Genomic DNA, 15294 nt, shown 5'->3' on the forward strand with positions numbered 1-15294 from the left:
CCCCGGAGCCGAGGCCGCTCCGGGGCACCCGTTCACCGGGCCGCTACAGCGTGGCGGCGGCGGACTTGATGGCGGCGGCGAAGGTCGAGACCTCCGTGTAGACACCGGGGTAGCCGGCGCGCGCGCAGCCCTCGCCCCAGCTCACGATGCCGACCTGGACCCAGGCTCCGGCGTTGTCCTTGCGGAACATGGGGCCGCCGGAGTCGCCCTGGCAGGTGTCGACCCCGCCCTGGCTGTAGCCGGCGCAGATCTCCTCGGCCGGGACGAGGTCGCTGCCGTAGGCGGACTGGCACGAGGCGTCGGAGACGAAGGGGACGTTCGCCTTGAGCAGGTAGCGCTGCTGCGACCCGCCCTCGCGGGCGGCGCCCCAGCCGGCGACGGTGAAGGTGCCGCTGTTGTACGCGGTGGTCTCGGCGATCTGCAGGTTGGGCAGCGAGGTGATGGGGCTGGCGAGCTTGATCAGCGCCCAGTCCTTGCCCTGGCCGTTGTAGCCGGGGGCCTGGAGGACCTTGGTGGACCTGACCTTGATGGCGCTGCTCGACTGGAGGTCGACGACTCCGGCGGTGGCGGTGATGCTGGTGTTGTTGCCGGAGCCGCTGACGCAGTGGGCGGCGGTGAGGACGACCTGAGGGGTGATCAGGGAGCCGCCGCATCCCATGGAGAGCCTGACCATCCAGGGGAACTCGCCCTGGGCGGCGCGGGTGCCGCCGACGACGGGGGCCGGGGCGGCGGAGGCGGTGGTGGGCTGGAGGCTGACGGCCGCCAGGACGACGGCGCCGGCCGCGGCCAGCTTCTGGAGGGCACGGACCATGCGGTTCTGCTTCACGTGTCTTCCTTCTCTCGTGGGGGGTCGGCCTCGACGGAGGGCGCCACGTGGTGGCATGACCTCGTCAAGACACGTCCGGATTATGGACAGCGCTCAACTGCCGCCACAAGGAAGCCTTTTCGGCCAGTTCCGGTGAGGGGACCGTACAGTGGACGGGAGAGGGGATCCGGCATGCCGAACCGTCATGAGGCCGACCGTGTCATCCACGGCTTCCCGCACCGCGCCGCCGTGCGGGCTTCGCTCACCGCCCTCTACCGCCGCCTCTCCCCCGACGGCGTGCAGCGCTACCCGGCCTCCGCGACGGCCGCGGACGTGGCCCTCGGCGACGACGAGGACCTCCACCTCGGCGCGCAGCGGGTGGCCCGCGCCCTCGTCCGGCACCTGCGGCTGCCCGACGCGCGCGTCGTGGTGAGCTTCCGTCCCATGGAGTACGCGGCGGCCGTCGAGCTCACGGCGGGTCCCGAGTACTTCGTGGAGCTCAACGACCGCTTCCGGACCCGCCGCCGGGACATCGGCGCGGCCCTCGCCCACGAGATCACCCACGTCCTGCTGCACCGGCTCGGCCTCGGCTTCCCCACCACCGCCGAGAACGAGGTCCTCACCGACGTGACCACCGCCTACCTGGGCGCCGGCTGGCTGCTCCTCGACGCCTACCGGCGGGACGGAGTCGAGAGCCAGAAGCTCGGCTATCTGACCCCGGAGGAGTTCGGCTATGTCCTCGCCAAACGGGCCGAGGTCTTCGGCGAGGACCCCTCGCCGTGGTTCACCAGCGCGGTGGCGTACGAGGCGTGGGTACGGGGCCGGGCGGAGGCCGCGCGGGAGCGGACCGCGCCGCCGCTGGCCGGCGCGGGCTGGGCCGAGCGCCGCCGGTACGCCCTGCAGCGGCGCAGGGGCCGGGCCTCCGATGACGCCCCGTACGCCTTCGAGGGCGGCGCCCCGGCCACCGGCGTCACCTTCCCCTGCCCGGTCTGCCTCCAGCGCCTGCGGGTCCCGGCGGGCCGGGCACTGCGGGCCAGGTGCGGGGTGTGCGGGACCGTCCTGGAGTGCGCGGCCTGACGCGCCGACGCACGAATCGATTTGCGCCATGAGCCGACGGCGGGTCAGGGTCGGGTCATGAGCACGCTGTTCGACGCCATCCGGGACGGGGACGAGGACGGGGCCGTGCGGGTCCTGCGGGCCGGGGCGGACCCCGAGGACCGGGAGGACGGGGAGACCGCGCTGTACCGGGCGGCCGTCGGCGACGAGGCCGGGATCGTGCGGGTGCTGCTCGCCGCCGGGGCCGACCCGGGCCGGGGCAGCGGCGAGGACGGCGGCGACCTGCCGCTGTGCGGGGCGGCCTGCGGCGGCCACACCGAGGTGGTGCGGGCACTGCTCGCGGCGGGCGCGGCGGCCGACCAGGAGGAGGCGTACGGCTTCACCGCCCTCGCCTGGGCCCTCCGCCTCGGCCACGCCGACACGGCCCGGGTCCTCCTGGAGCACGGCGCCGACCCGGACCGGCCGGGACCCGACGGAGTCCGCCCGCTCGTGGCCGCCGCCCGGCGCGGCTCCACCGGCTGCGTCCGGGCCCTCCTCGACCACGGGGCGCAGGGCCTGGAGGCGGCGCTGCGGGAGGCCCGCCGGTGGATCGGCGCCGACATCGCGGCCGAGCTGCGGCGCGGGCTCGTCGCCGGGAACGAGGGCGGCCAGACGTATGAGGCGGCCGTCCGGCGGATCCGGGAGGACGGCGGGATCACCGTCGTCGTCGAGCTGCTGCGGGAGGACGGGGCGCCCGGCCGCGGCGACGACCGGCAGACCGGTCACGCGGCGATCGCCACGCTCCTGGAGGCGGCGCTCGGCCTGCGCACCCCGCACGAGGAGCTCGCGGCGCGGGCGCTGCGCTGCGGCGACCCGGAGCTGGACGACTGGACGACGGCGGTGGCCGAACTGGCGCGCCGGGCCGACGAGGAGACCTTCGTGGCGGCGGCGGGATGGTGCGCCTACCGCGATCCGCTGCGCCGGGCGCTCGGCGCCCGGGTGCTCGGGGCGCTGCCCGGATTCGGGCCGGGCGCGGTTCCGGTCCTGCGGCGCCTGGCGGCGGAGGCCGTGCCCCCGGCGCGCGAACCGCTCCTCTCGGCGGTCCTCGCGCTCGGGGAGTGCGCGGACGCGGCCGCCGTGCCCGAACTGCTCGCGGCGGCCGGGCATCCCGACGCGGCGGTGCGCCGGGCCGTCGCCGCGGCCCTCGCCGGGATCGTGCCGGCCGGGCACGTGGAGGCGCTGGGGGTGCTGCTCACGCTGAGCCGGGACGGCGACGCCCGTGTCCGGGACTGGGCGACGCTGGCGCTCGCCGAGCTGCCCGACGACACACCCCTCGTACGGGAGGGGCTCGCCGAGCGGCTCGGCGACGCCGACCCGGAGACCGCGGCGGAGGCGGCGCGGGGTCTCGCGATCCGTCAGGACCCGCGGGCCGTGGACGCGCTGGCGTCGATCCTCGCGGACGGCGAGGCGGACGGCGCGCCGCGCGAGACGGCGCTGGCCGCCCTGGAGCACGTCCACGATCCGCGGGTCAGGACCCGGCTGGAGTGGACGACCCCGCGCCGGGGCTGACCGGTGGTGGTCAGCAGGTGTGGTCGACGAGGTCGAACGTGGCGTAGTGGTCGGCGGTGTAGTAGTCCTCGTCCGCCGCGCTTCCGGTGACGATCCGGCGGGCGCCGCGGGTGGAGACGCCCGGGGTCTTGACCGTGTACTCGTGGTAGTAGCCGGAGGTGTGCGCCGGCAGGACGCCCTCGCGGTTCTGGAAGACGGAGCCGTCCTGGCTGTACGGGAAGGGGCCGCCCGCGTCGATCAGCCGCAGGGTGTCGTACGCCTGGCTGGGCAGGTCCGAGTAGCAGATGTCCCCGACGGACGCGGTCGCCGCGGCCGAGGACACGGCGGCGGGGGGCGCGGGGGCCGGTGCGGCGGTGGCGGGGGCGCCGAGGAGGAGGGAGGACAGGAGGGCGGTGGCGACACCGCCGGCGAGGGTGAATCGAGGGGGGATTCGCATGGCTGTGATGATGACGCGCGTAGAGCCGTCGCCGGAACCCCAACCCCCTTGCATTCCCCGGACGTTCACCACCCCTCACCGGCTGTTCGCCCACCTGCGCACGGCGGCCACATGTGTGTGCGCCCGGCGTGTCACCGCGCCCCGGTGACCGCGGTACGGGGGAGCCGCAGGCTCAGCGGGGCCGCGCCCGCGTAGGCCGTGAGAACCCAGGGCATCCGGAACCCGGAGCTGTTCGTGCCGCTCCAGGAGGTGCGGGCCGAGTACCTGGACAGTGCCCTGGACCAGGTCCGCACCTCGTACGGGAGCGTCTTTCGCTACATGTCGGTCGGCCTCTGCCTGGACCCGCGCGAGCCGGCGGCGCTCCGCGAGCGGCTCGCGGCCGGCGCCTGACGCCCGCCCCGGCCCGCCCCGGCCGCCGCACCGCGCCCGGAGCCCGCGCCCGAGCCGCGCCCCGCGCCGGCCGCACCGCGCCCGGAGCCGCCCGTGGCGCCGGAACCCCGGCCCGTCGGCGCCCCGGAGGCCGAACCCCGGCCGGTGGTGCCCGAACCGGACGCCCGCCCGGTGGACGGGCCGGAACCGCGGCCCGAGGCCGCCGTGCCCGTACCCGTACCGCCGGTCGAACCGCCGGAGGCCGGGCGGCGACGACGGCGGCCGCCGGTCGCCCCGCCGCCACCGGCTGCCGCCGCCTTGCGCGGCGGGGTCGGCTGCGGGGTCTCGATCACGACGGGGACGCCGGAGGGCACCCGGGCGCCGGTGAGCTCGGCGAGCTCCTCGTCGCTGGACTTGATCTGCGCCGTACGGGGGCTGATGCCCGCGTTCGTCATCAGCCGGCCCATGTCCCGCTTCTGCTCGGGCAGGACCAGGGTGAAGACGCTGCCGGACTCGCCGGCGCGGGCGGTGCGGCCGCCCCGGTGCAGATAGTCCTTGTGGTCGATCGGCGGATCGACGTTGACGACCATGTCGAGGTCGTCGACGTGGATGCCGCGGGCCGCCACGTTCGTCGCGACGAGCGCGGTGACCTGGCCGGTCTTGAACTGGTCCAGGGTCCTGTTCCGCTGCGGCTGCGAGCGGCCGCCGTGCAGCCCGGAGGCCCGGACGCCGTTGGCGAGGAGCCGCTTGACCAGCCGGTCCACGGACCGCTTGGTGTCCATGAAGAGGATCGTCCGGCCGTCCCGGGCCGCGATCCGCAGCGTGACGGCCTTCTTGTCGGTCTCGTCGGCCACGTACAGGAGGTGGTGCTCCATCGTGGTCACCGCGCCGGCCGAGGGGTCGACGGAGTGCACGACCGGGTCGTCGAGGAACATCTTGACCAGCCGGTCGATGTTCCGGTCGAGCGTCGCGGAGAACAGCAGCCGCTGCCCGCCCGGCTCGACCTGCTTCAGCAGCTTCGTGACCTGCGGCAGGAAGCCCATGTCGGCCATCTGGTCGGCCTCGTCGAGGACGGTGACGGCGACCTGGTCGAGGCGGCAGTCACCCCGCTCGATCAGGTCGTGGAGGCGGCCGGGCGTGGCGATGAGGACCTCGGCGCCGCGCCGCAGGGACGAGGACTGCCGGGAGATCGACATGCCGCCGACGACCGTGGTGATCCGCAGCCGCAGCGCGGAGGCGTACGGCGTGAGGGCGTCGGTCACCTGCTGCGCGAGCTCGCGGGTCGGCACCAGGACCATCGCGAGGGGCGCGGTGGGCTCGGCGCGGCGGCCGGCGGTGCGGGCGAGGAGCGCGAGCCCGAAGGCGAGGGTCTTGCCGGAGCCGGTACGCCCCCGGCCGAGGACGTCGCGCCCGGCGATCGAGTTCGGCAGGGTCGCGGCCTGGATCGGGAAGGGCTCGGTGACGCCCTGCTCGGTGAGCGTCCGCAGCAGCGCGGCCGGCATGTCCAGGTCCTCGAAGGAGGCCACGGGCGGCAGCGCGGGCGTCACCGTCTCCGGCGGAGTGAACTCCTGCGGCGTCGGGGGCGCGGCGGGACGACGGCCGCCGCGGGGGCCCTTCGGCTGGGACGTGGAGTTCGCCTGGGCGGTGCGGGCGCCGCGCTTGTGGGGGCGTTCGGAGCGGGTCATTCGTGCCTTTCTGGCCGGTGCGCGGCACAGCCGGGGCCCGCACCTGCGCGATGCGGGCCCCGGCTGTACCGCCCGGAACACGAGATACGGGCCCCGGCTGTGTCTTCCGGAGCACGCGACACGGGCCCCGGCTGTTTCTTCCGGAACACGTGACACGGCTCCGGCTGTCTCTTCCGGGACACGATACGGATCCCGGATGTCTCTACTGGAACAATAATGGGCCTCAGGACCTTCCCGCCCCGGCCCCCCGGTCCCCGGACGTCCCGGGACCGCGTACGGCGATTCCGTCCAGGACCATGGACAGGTACTGGCGGGCGATCTCCTCCGGGCTGTGCTGCCCGCCCGGCCGGTACCAGGAGGCGGCGACCCAGACGGTGTCCCGGACGAAGCGGTAGGTGAGGCGGACGTCGAGGTCGGCGCGGAAGACCCCCGCCGCGACGCCCCGCTCCAGGGTACCGAGCCAGGCCTTCTCGAACTTGCGCTGCGACTCGCCGAGGTAGCCGAAGCGCGGCTGGGCGGCGAGGTGGAGGGACTCCTTCTGGTAGATGGCGACGGCGGCGCGGTGCCGGTCGATCTCCCGGAAGGACTCGGTGACGAGGGCCTCGATGGTCTCGCGCGGGCCGAGCCCGGCGTCGAGGACGGCGTCGTACCCGTCCCACAGCTCGTTCAGGAACGTGGAGAGGATCTCGTCGAGCATCGACTCCTTGGAGTCGAAGTGGTAGTAGAGGCTGCCGGCGAGCATCCCGGCGGCGTCCGCGATCTTGCGGACGGTGGTGGCGTTGTACCCCTGGGCGGCGAACACCTCGGCCGCCGTGTCGAGGAGTTCACGGCGCCGCTCGGGCCCCCCGCTCACCTGGTTCTTTCTTCTTGCTTGCGTGTTCGGCACGTGCCCATTCTGGTCCCCCGCGCGCCGGTCCACCCAGGAGTCAGGCGTCCTGGCGGGGCGGGCTGTCGTCGTTGCCGCGCCGGATCGTCCGTGTCGGGCGTCCCGGCGCCCAGCTCCGGAAGACGATCTCCTCGCCGTCCACCCAGGTCCGTACGACCTCGGTCGGCTCCACCCGGAAGAGGTGGAAGGGCTGCGGCTCGCCCGCCTCGGCCGCGTACCGGTCCAGCGTCTCCGGGTCGGTGACCTCGACCGCCCGCCCGGAGATACGCACGTCCCCGCCGCCCATGTCGGTGCCGGAGCCGGGGTTCGCGAGCAGGGCGAACCGAGGGTCGCGGCGCAGGTCGAGCGCCTTGCGGGAGTTCGGCATCATGCCGAGCCACAGCTCCCCGCCGCGGAAGTCCGCCTCGATGCCGCTGAGGCGCGGCGAGCCGTCCTTGCGCACGGTGGCGAGGGCGTGGTGGGTGTACTGCCCGAAGCGCTCCCTCACGGTCGCGGCGAGCTCGGGTTCGGCGGCCTCGAAGGCCGACCAGGTCGTTCCGGTGTCTCCCATGACTCAAGGAAACACCGGATACCCGACAACCACTGTCCGGATTGCTCCGGGCTTCGAGGGGGTTCAGGCGGTCGCCGCGCGCTCCGCCTTGCTGCGCTCCACGCAGAACTCGTTGCCCTCCGGGTCGGCCAGGGTGGCCCAGCCGGTGCCGTCGGGGTTGCGGCGGTCGTCGAGCAGCCTGGCGCCGATGCCGAGCAGCCGCTCGACCTCCTCGTCGCGGGTGCGGTCCTGCGGCTGGAGGTCGAGGTGGACGCGGTTCTTCCCCGCCTTCTCCTCGGGGACCTGGATGAAGAGGAGGTCCGCCCCGGCCGACTCGACGAGCGCCTCCTCGTCGCCGGGCTGATCGTCGTCGGAAACCTTGGCGTCGAGTGCCTTCGCCCAGAAGCTCGCGAGGGCGTACGCGTCGGCGCAGTCGATGGTCACGTGTCGTACGAGAGAGGCCATGGCCTCATGGTCGCCGAGGGCGGGGACGAGGGCCACCGGTTTTCCCTGCCCGGTCCGCGGTGGCGAGTCACCCGGCACGGCGGCTCGTGGCGCGGACGTACGCGAGCAGGGCGTGGGCCGGGTCGTCTTCCACGAGCACCAGCGCCCCCAGGTCGTCCGGTCGGGGACATTCAGGGGGCGCTGCGCTCAGTTCCGCACGTCGTTGTGCGGGACGTTCTCGGGGCCGGTCAGACCGTCAGGGAACGGTCCGTCGGGCGGATCGGGGCCGGCAGGGAGCTGGCGCCGGTCAGGTAGCGGTCCACGCCACGGGCGGCGGAGCGGCCCTCGGCGATGGCCCAGACGATGAGCGACTGGCCGCGGCCGGCGTCTCCGGCGACGAACACGCCGTCGACGTTGGTGGCGAAGTCCGCGTCACGGGCGATGTTACCGCGCTCGTCCAGGTCCAGGCCGAACTGCGCGACCAGGCCGTTCTGCACGTCGGTGCCGGTGAAGCCCATCGCCAGCGTGACCAGCTGGGCGGGAATCTTCCGCTCCGTGCCCGGCTTCTGGGTCAGCTTGCCGTCGACGAACTCGACCTCGATGAGGTGGAGGAACTGGACGTTGCCGTCCTCGTCGCCCTCGAAGTGGGTGGTGGAGACGGAGTAGACCCGCTCGCCGCCCTCCTCGTGCGCCGAGGTGACCTTGTAGAGCATGGGGAAGGTCGGCCAGGGCTGGCCCGCGTTCCGCTCCTCGCCCGGCTTCGGCATGATCTCCAGCTGCGTGACGGAGGCCGCGCCCTGGCGGTGTGCCGTACCGACGCAGTCCGCGCCGGTGTCGCCGCCGCCGATGACGACGACGTGCTTGCCCTCGGCGGTGATCGGCGGGGCCACGAAGTCGCCCTCGACGACCTTGTTGGCGAGCGGCAGGTACTCCATCGCCTGGTGGATGCCGTTCAGCTCGCGGCCGGGGACGGGCAGGTCGCGGGCGGTGGTGGCTCCGGCGGCGATGACGACCGCGTCGTACCGGTTGCGCAGCGCCGTGGCCGGCATGTCGCGGCCGATCTCGACGCCCGTGCGGAACTTGGTGCCCTCCGCGCGCATCTGCTCGATGCGGCGGTTGATGTGCCGCTTCTCCATCTTGAACTCGGGGATGCCGTACCGGAGGAGACCGCCGATGCGGTCGGCCCGCTCGTACACGGCGACCGTGTGGCCGGCCCGGGTCAGCTGCTGGGCGGCGGCGAGACCGGCCGGGCCGGAGCCGATGACGGCGACGGTCTTGCCGGAGAGGCGCTCGGGCGCCTGCGGCTTGACGTCGCCTCCGTCCCAGGCCTTGTCGATGATGGAGACTTCGACGTTCTTGATGGTGACGGCCGGCTGGTTGATGCCGAGCACGCACGCGGACTCGCACGGGGCCGGGCACAGGCGGCCGGTGAACTCCGGGAAGTTGTTGGTGGCGTGCAGGCGCTCCTGCGCCGCCGACCAGTCCTCGCGGTAGGCGTAGTCGTTCCACTCGGGGATCAGGTTCCCCAGCGGACAGCCGTTGTGGCAGAACGGGATGCCGCAGTCCATGCAGCGGCCGGCCTGCTTGCTGATGATCGGCAGCAGGGAGCCGGGGACGTAGACCTCGTTCCAGTCCCGGACGCGCTCGGCCACGGGGCGGGTCTGGGCGACCTCGCGTCCGGTGGTCAGGAAGCCCTTGGGGTCAGCCATGGGTCGCCGCCTCCATCATCTTCTCGGTGGTCTCGGCCTCGGAGAGACCGGCGAGCTCAGCGGCGTCCTTGGCGGCGAGCACTGCCTTGTACGTGGTGGGGATGATCTTGCTGAACCGGGCCGCGGCGGCGTCCCAGTCGGCGAGGAGCTTCTCGGCGACCGTCGAGCCGGTCTCCTCCTGGTGGCGGCGCACGACGTCGTGCAGCCATGCCTTGTCGGTGTCGGACAGGGCCTCGATCGCCTCCAGGTTCCCGGAGTTGACGTTGTCCCGGTCGAGGTCGACGACGTAGGCGACACCGCCGGACATGCCGGCCGCGAAGTTGCGGCCGGTCTCGCCGAGGACGACCGCCGTGCCACCGGTCATGTACTCGCAGCCGTGGTCGCCCACGCCCTCCGAGACGACGAGGGCGCCGGAGTTGCGGACGCAGAAGCGCTCGCCGGTGCGGCCGCGGAGGAACAGCTCGCCGCCGGTCGCGCCGTAGCCGATGGTGTTGCCCGCGATGGTGGAGTACTCGGCCAGGTGGTCGGCGCCCCGGTCGGGACGGACGATCACGCGGCCGCCGGAGAGGCCCTTGCCGACGTAGTCGTTGGCGTCGCCCTCCAGGCGGAGGGTGACACCGGCCGGCAGGAAGGCGCCGAAGGACTGGCCGGCGGAGCCGGTGAAGGTGATGTCGATGGTGTCGGCCGGGAGGCCGGCGCCGCCGAACTTCTTCGTCACCTGGTGGCCGAGCATGGTGCCGACCGTGCGGTTGATGTTGCGGATCGCGACCTGGGCGCGGACCGGCTGGGCCTCCTCGGCGGAGGCGGCGTTCAGGGCCTCGGCGGCGAGCTCGATCAGCTCGTTGTCGAGGGCCTTCTCCAGGCCGTGGTCCTGCTCGATCAGGGCGTGACGCACCGCGCCCTCGGGCAGCTCCGGCACGTAGAAGAGCGGCTCCAGGTCGAGGCCCTGCGCCTTCCAGTGCGTGACCGCGCGGCTGGTGTCAAGCAGCTCGGCGTGGCCGACGGCCTCTTCGAGGGTGCGGAAGCCCAGCTCGGCGAGGAGCTCACGGACCTCCTCGGCGATGAACTCGAAGAAGTTGACGACGAACTCGGCCTTGCCGGAGAAGCGGTCGCGCAGGACCGGGTTCTGGGTGGCGATGCCGACCGGGCAGGTGTCGAGGTGGCAGACGCGCATCATGACGCAGCCGGAGACGACGAGCGGCGCGGTCGCGAAACCGAACTCCTCGGCGCCGAGCAGCGCGGCGATGACCACGTCGCGGCCGGTCTTCAGCTGGCCGTCGGTCTGGACGACGATCCGGTCGCGCAGGCCGTTGAGCAGCAGCGTCTGCTGGGTCTCGGCGAGGCCGAGCTCCCAGGGGCCGCCCGCGTGCTTCAGGGAGGTCAGCGGCGAGGCGCCCGTACCTCCGTCGTGGCCGGAGATGAGGACGACGTCCGCGTGGGCCTTGGAGACACCGGCGGCGACCGTGCCGACGCCGACCTCGGAGACCAGCTTCACGTGGATGCGGGCGACCGGGTTGGCGTTCTTGAGGTCGTGGATCAGCTGAGCCAGGTCCTCGATGGAGTAGATGTCGTGGTGCGGCGGCGGCGAGATGAGGCCGACGCCGGGCGTCGAGTGACGCGTCTTGGCGACCCACGGGTAGACCTTGTGGCCGGGCAGCTGGCCGCCCTCGCCGGGCTTGGCGCCCTGGGCCATCTTGATCTGGATGTCGTCGGCGTTGACCAGGTACTCGCTGGTGACGCCGAAGCGGCCGGAGGCGACCTGCTTGATCGCGGAGCGGCGCGCCGGGTCGTACAGGCGGTCCGGGTCCTCGCCGCCCTCACCGGTGTTGGACTTGGCGCCCAGCTGGTTCATGGCGACGGCGAGCGTCTCGTGCGCCTCGCGGGAGATGGAGCCGTACGACATGGCGCCGGTGGAGAAGCGCTTGACGATCTCGGAGACCGGCTCGACCTCGTCGATGGAGATCGGGCTACGGCCTTCGGTGGCGAAGCCGAAGAGGCCGCGGAGCGTCATGAGGCGCTCCGACTGCTCGTTCACCCGCTCCGTGTACTTCTTGAAGATGTCGTACCGCTTGGTGCGCGTGGCGTGCTGGAGGCGGAAGACGGTCTCCGGGTCGAACAGGTGCGGCTCACCCTCGCGGCGCCACTGGTACTCGCCGCCGATGTCCAGGGCGCGGTGCGCCGAGGCGACGCCGGAGACGGGGTACGCCTTGGCGTGGCGGGCGGCGACCTCCTTGGCGATGACGTCGAGACCGGCGCCGCCGATCTTGGTGGCCGTGCCGTTGAAGTACGTGGCGACGAAGGTCTCGTCGAGGCCGACGGCCTCGAAGACCTGGGCGCCGCGGTAGGAGGCGACGGTGGAGATGCCCATCTTGGACATGACCTTGAGGACGCCCTTGCCGAGGGCGTAGATCAGGTTCCGGATGGCCTGCTCGGGCTCCAGGCCCTCGATGAAGGTGCCGGCGCGGACGAGGTCCTCGACGGTCTCCATGGCGAGGTACGGGTTGACCGCGGCGGCGCCGTAGCCGATGAGGAGGGCGACGTGGTGGACCTCGCGGACGTCACCGGCCTCGACGAGCAGACCCACCTTGGTGCGCTGCTTGGTGCGGATGAGGTGGTGGTGGACGGCCGCGGTGAGCAGCAGCGAGGGGATCGGCGCGTGCTCGGCGTCGGAGTGCCGGTCGGAGAGCACGATCAGGCGGGCGCCGCCCTCGATGGCGGTGTCGGCCTCGGCGCAGATCTCGTCGATGCGGGCGGCGAGGGCGTCGCCGCCGCCGGAGACCCGGTAGAGGCCGGAGAGGGTCGCGGCCTTCATGCCGGGCATGTCGCCGTCGGCGTTGATGTGGATGAGCTTGGCCAGCTCGTCGTTGTCGATCACCGGGAAGGGCAGGGTGACGCTGCGACACGACACGGGGGTCGGTTCGAGCAGGTTGCCCTGGGGGCCCAGCGAGGAGCGCAGGGAGGTCACGAGCTCTTCGCGGATGGCGTCCAGCGGCGGGTTCGTGACCTGCGCGAAGAGCTGGGTGAAGTAGTCGAAGAGCAGCCGGGGGCGGGCGGACAGGGCCGCGATCGGCGAGTCCGTGCCCATGGAGCCGAGCGGTTCGCCGCCGGTGCGGGCCATCGGCGCGAGGATGACGCGGAGCTCTTCCTCGGTGTAGCCGAAGGTCTGCTGGCGGCGGGTGACCGAGGCGTGGGTGTGCACGATGTGCTCGCGCTCGGGGAGGTCGGAGAGCTCGATCTCGCCGGTCTCCAGCCACTCCGCGTAGGGGTGCTCGGCGGCGAGGGCGGCCTTGATCTCGTCGTCCTCGACGATGCGGTGCTCGGCGGTGTCGACGAGGAACATCTTGCCGGGCTGGAGCCGGCCCTTGCGGACGACCTTGGCGGGGTCGATGTCGAGGACGCCGACCTCGGAGGAGAGGACGACGAGGCCCTCGTCGGTGACCCAGTAACGGCCGGGGCGCAGACCGTTGCGGTCGAGGACCGCGCCGACCTGGACGCCGTCGGTGAAGGTGACGCACGCCGGGCCGTCCCAGGGCTCCATCATCGTGGCGTGGTACTGGTAGAAGGCGCGGCGGGCCGGGTCCATGGTCTCGTGGTTCTCCCACGCCTCCGGGACCATCATCAGGACCGCGTGCGGCAGGGAGCGGCCGCCGAGGTGGAGGAGCTCCAGGACCTCGTCGAAGGAGGCCGAGTCGGAGGCGTCCGGGGTGCAGATCGGGAAGACCCGCTCCAGGGAGCCCTCGCCGAAGACGCCGGATTCGAGCTGCGCCTCGCGGGCGGTCATCCAGTTCCGGTTGCCCTTGACGGTGTTGATCTCACCGTTGTGGGCGACGAAGCGGTACGGGTGGGCCAGCGGCCAGCTCGGGAAGGTGTTGGTGGAGAAACGGGAGTGGACCAGGGCCACGGCGGTGGCGCAGCGGCGGTCCGACAGGTCCGGGAAGAAGGGCTCCAGCTGGCCGGTGGTCAGCATGCCCTTGTAGACGATGGTGCGGGCGGAGAGCGACGGGAAGTACGTCGCGGCCTCGCGCTCGGCGCGCTTGCGGAGCAGGAAGGCCTTGCGGTCGAGCGCGATGCCCGTGTTCTCGCCGTCGGCGACGAACAGCTGGCGGAAGACCGGCATGGTGGCGCGGGCGGAGACGCCGAGCAGCTCGGGGGCGACGGGGACCTCGCGCCAGCCGAGGACGTTCAGGCCCTCTTCGGCGGCGATCGTCTCGATCTTCGAGACGGTCTCGTCCGTGCCGTCCTCGGGGAGGAAGGCGATGCCGACGGCGTACGCGCCGGCCTCGGGGAGCTCGAATCCGGCGACCTCGCGCAGGAAGGCGTCCGGGACCTGGAGCAGGATGCCGGCGCCGTCACCGGAGTCGGGCTCGGAGCCGGTGGCGCCGCGGTGCTCGAGGTTGCGCAGTACGGTCAGCGCCTGCTCGACCAGCGCGTGGCTGGCTACACCGGTGAGGGTGGCCACGAACCCGACACCACAGGCGTCGTGTTCGTTACGGGGGTCGTACATCCCCTGCGGAGCGGGGCGACCGTCCATGGGCGACCAGGCGTCGGAACGCATCGGCTCTCCCGTCGTCGTCGTGGCATATGCAGCAGCCGAGGGACGACGTTGGCCCTGGCGAAATTTCGTGCAGGTTACATGATGGCTGGCTTCTCGCGAAGTGGATAGCTCATTCCAGCATGCGGACACCGCCGATACGGAGCGGTGGTGTGGGTTCACGTGCCCGGTTCACCTGAGAGGTGCACCGGTGGATGCGGCGACAGGGACTGTCCCGCGGGGGACGGATCGGGGGTCCGGAGGACTTCGGGGGTCTCCGGCGACCGTCACTGAGGAGGGTGGGCGTCGTTGCCCGATGACGCTCAGGCCTCTTTCCCGTTGGTCACGGGCTCGAAACCGCCGGGTAACCGGCTACATATGTGGCGTCGTGCATAGTGTCTCACCGCTGCGGCGGATCGGACCAGGGATATACGTCACAGCCGATCCGCGCCCTATGCCCTGGATTGCGACGCTCGAGGATGCCGGAAAAGACCGAGAGGCCCCCTTGGGAGCCTCTCGGTCTGTTGCGGAGGTACGGAATCCGTACCGGACCACCGGGCTACAAGGCGGCCCCGAAGAGCATGCCGAGCCCGTACGTGACGGCGGCGGCGGCCCCGCCCAGGACGAGCTGGCGCAGACCGCTGAAGAGCCAGCCGCGGGCGGTCACCCGGGCGACCAGGGCGCCGCAGGCGAAGAGCCCGACGAGCGCGAGCAGCACGGCCGGCCAGAGCGCGGTCGCCCCGAGCAGGTAGGGCAGGACCGGCAGGAGCGCGCCCAGCGCGAAGGAGGCGAAGGAGGAGACGGCGGCGACCATCGGCGACGGCAGGTCGTCCGGGTCGATGCCGAGCTCCTCGCGGGCGTGGATCTCCAGGGCCTGCTCGGGGTCCTTCGACAGCTGCATCGCGACCTGGCGGGCGAGCGTGGGCTCCACACCGCGGGAGACGTAGAGCGCGGCGAGCTCCTCCATCTCGTCGACCGGGTGCTTGCGCAACTGACGGCGCTCGACGTCCAGTTCCGCCTGGACGAGCTCGCGCTGCGAGGCGACGGAGGTGTACTCGCCGGCCGCCATGGAGAAGGCGCCGGCCGCGAGGCCCGCGAGGCCGGTGATGACGACGGTCTGCGTGGAGACGGCGCCGCCTGCGACACCGGTCATCAGGGCGAGGTTGGAGACGAGTCCGTCCATCGCGCCGAACACCGCCGGGCGCAGCCAACCGCCGTTCACGTCACGGTGCGTGTGGTTGTCGCGGTGAGCCTCGTGCAGTGGCGCCTGAGCTTCGATGATGGACATGGTTCTCC

The 15294-nt window shown here is 72.7% G+C and carries 12 protein-coding genes; 3 read left to right on the top strand and 9 right to left on the bottom strand.

Annotation, left to right across the window (positions count from 1 at the left end):
- Positions 1-43 precede the first annotated feature (43 nt).
- Positions 44-811 (bottom strand): S1 family peptidase, encoded by a 768-nt coding sequence (locus ACZ51I_RS01070; RefSeq protein ID WP_468871664.1) that lies wholly within the window; start codon positions 809-811, stop codon positions 44-46.
- A 186-nt stretch (positions 812-997) separates the two neighbouring features.
- Between ACZ51I_RS01070 and ACZ51I_RS01075 the strand changes: the two genes are divergently transcribed.
- Both ACZ51I_RS01075 and ACZ51I_RS01080 read left to right on the top strand, forming a co-directional pair.
- On the top strand, positions 998-1882 hold the full coding sequence (locus ACZ51I_RS01075; protein ID WP_468870678.1) for a hypothetical protein: 885 nt from the start codon (positions 998-1000) through the stop codon (positions 1880-1882).
- Positions 1883-1939: 57 nt separating this feature from the next.
- Positions 1940-3409 (top strand): ankyrin repeat domain-containing protein, encoded by a 1470-nt coding sequence (locus tag ACZ51I_RS01080; RefSeq protein WP_468870679.1) that lies wholly within the window; start codon positions 1940-1942, stop codon positions 3407-3409.
- A gap of 10 nt (positions 3410-3419) precedes the next feature.
- On the opposite strand, the gene ACZ51I_RS01085 is transcribed toward ACZ51I_RS01080, so the two are convergent.
- Entirely contained in the window at positions 3420-3845 is a 426-nt protein-coding gene (locus ACZ51I_RS01085) for a guanyl-specific ribonuclease (RefSeq protein ID WP_468870680.1), read from the bottom strand.
- A 198-nt stretch (positions 3846-4043) separates the two neighbouring features.
- Here ACZ51I_RS01085 and ACZ51I_RS01090 point away from each other — a divergent pair, with 198 nt between their 5' ends.
- Entirely contained in the window at positions 4044-4235 is a 192-nt protein-coding gene (locus tag ACZ51I_RS01090) for a tyrosine-protein phosphatase (protein ID WP_468870681.1), read from the top strand.
- On the opposite strand, the gene ACZ51I_RS01095 is transcribed toward ACZ51I_RS01090, so the two are convergent.
- From ACZ51I_RS01095 to ACZ51I_RS01125, 7 genes are all read right to left on the bottom strand, one after another.
- Positions 4160-5899: a DEAD/DEAH box helicase gene (locus tag ACZ51I_RS01095; protein WP_468870682.1), complete on the bottom strand. Its 1740-nt coding sequence runs from the start codon at positions 5897-5899 to the stop codon at positions 4160-4162. The two genes, ACZ51I_RS01090 and ACZ51I_RS01095, sit on opposite strands and share 76 nt — an antisense overlap.
- Positions 5900-6122: 223 nt before the next feature.
- Positions 6123-6785, bottom strand: a complete 663-nt coding sequence (locus ACZ51I_RS01100) for a TetR/AcrR family transcriptional regulator (RefSeq protein ID WP_468870683.1) — start codon at positions 6783-6785, stop codon at positions 6123-6125.
- Positions 6786-6825: 40 nt separating this feature from the next.
- Positions 6826-7335, bottom strand: coding sequence for a pyridoxamine 5'-phosphate oxidase family protein (locus tag ACZ51I_RS01105; protein WP_468870684.1), 510 nt, complete (start codon positions 7333-7335; stop codon positions 6826-6828).
- A 63-nt stretch (positions 7336-7398) separates the two neighbouring features.
- A complete protein-coding gene (locus tag ACZ51I_RS01110; RefSeq protein WP_468870685.1) occupies positions 7399-7815 on the bottom strand; it encodes a VOC family protein in 417 nt (138 codons plus the stop codon).
- A gap of 191 nt (positions 7816-8006) precedes the next feature.
- Positions 8007-9467, bottom strand: a complete 1461-nt coding sequence (locus ACZ51I_RS01115) for a glutamate synthase subunit beta (RefSeq protein ID WP_468870686.1) — start codon at positions 9465-9467, stop codon at positions 8007-8009.
- Complete coding sequence (gene gltB, locus ACZ51I_RS01120) at positions 9460-14022, bottom strand: glutamate synthase large subunit (protein ID WP_468870688.1); 4563 nt, start codon at positions 14020-14022, stop codon at positions 9460-9462. The genes ACZ51I_RS01115 and gltB overlap by 8 nt, the downstream gene beginning before the upstream one ends.
- Before the next feature lie 535 nt (positions 14023-14557).
- Positions 14558-15286 (bottom strand): VIT1/CCC1 transporter family protein, encoded by a 729-nt coding sequence (locus ACZ51I_RS01125; RefSeq protein ID WP_468870689.1) that lies wholly within the window; start codon positions 15284-15286, stop codon positions 14558-14560.
- Positions 15287-15294 lie beyond the last annotated feature (8 nt).

Source organism: Streptomyces sp. NPDC034084 (assembly GCF_055575535.1).

Coding starts and splice junctions, on each gene's coding strand:
- ACZ51I_RS01070 (WP_468871664.1), bottom strand. CDS start 811: ATGGTCCGTGCCCTCCAGAAGCTGGCCGCGGCCGGCGCCGTCGTCCTG.
- ACZ51I_RS01075 (WP_468870678.1), top strand. CDS start 998: ATGCCGAACCGTCATGAGGCCGACCGTGTCATCCACGGCTTCCCGCAC.
- ACZ51I_RS01080 (WP_468870679.1), top strand. CDS start 1,940: ATGAGCACGCTGTTCGACGCCATCCGGGACGGGGACGAGGACGGGGCC.
- ACZ51I_RS01085 (WP_468870680.1), bottom strand. CDS start 3,845: ATGCGAATCCCCCCTCGATTCACCCTCGCCGGCGGTGTCGCCACCGCC.
- ACZ51I_RS01095 (WP_468870682.1), bottom strand. CDS start 5,899: ATGACCCGCTCCGAACGCCCCCACAAGCGCGGCGCCCGCACCGCCCAG.
- ACZ51I_RS01105 (WP_468870684.1), bottom strand. CDS start 7,335: ATGGGAGACACCGGAACGACCTGGTCGGCCTTCGAGGCCGCCGAACCC.
- ACZ51I_RS01115 (WP_468870686.1), bottom strand. CDS start 9,467: ATGGCTGACCCCAAGGGCTTCCTGACCACCGGACGCGAGGTCGCCCAG.
- gltB (WP_468870688.1), bottom strand. CDS start 14,022: ATGCGTTCCGACGCCTGGTCGCCCATGGACGGTCGCCCCGCTCCGCAG.
- ACZ51I_RS01125 (WP_468870689.1), bottom strand. CDS start 15,286: ATGTCCATCATCGAAGCTCAGGCGCCACTGCACGAGGCTCACCGCGAC.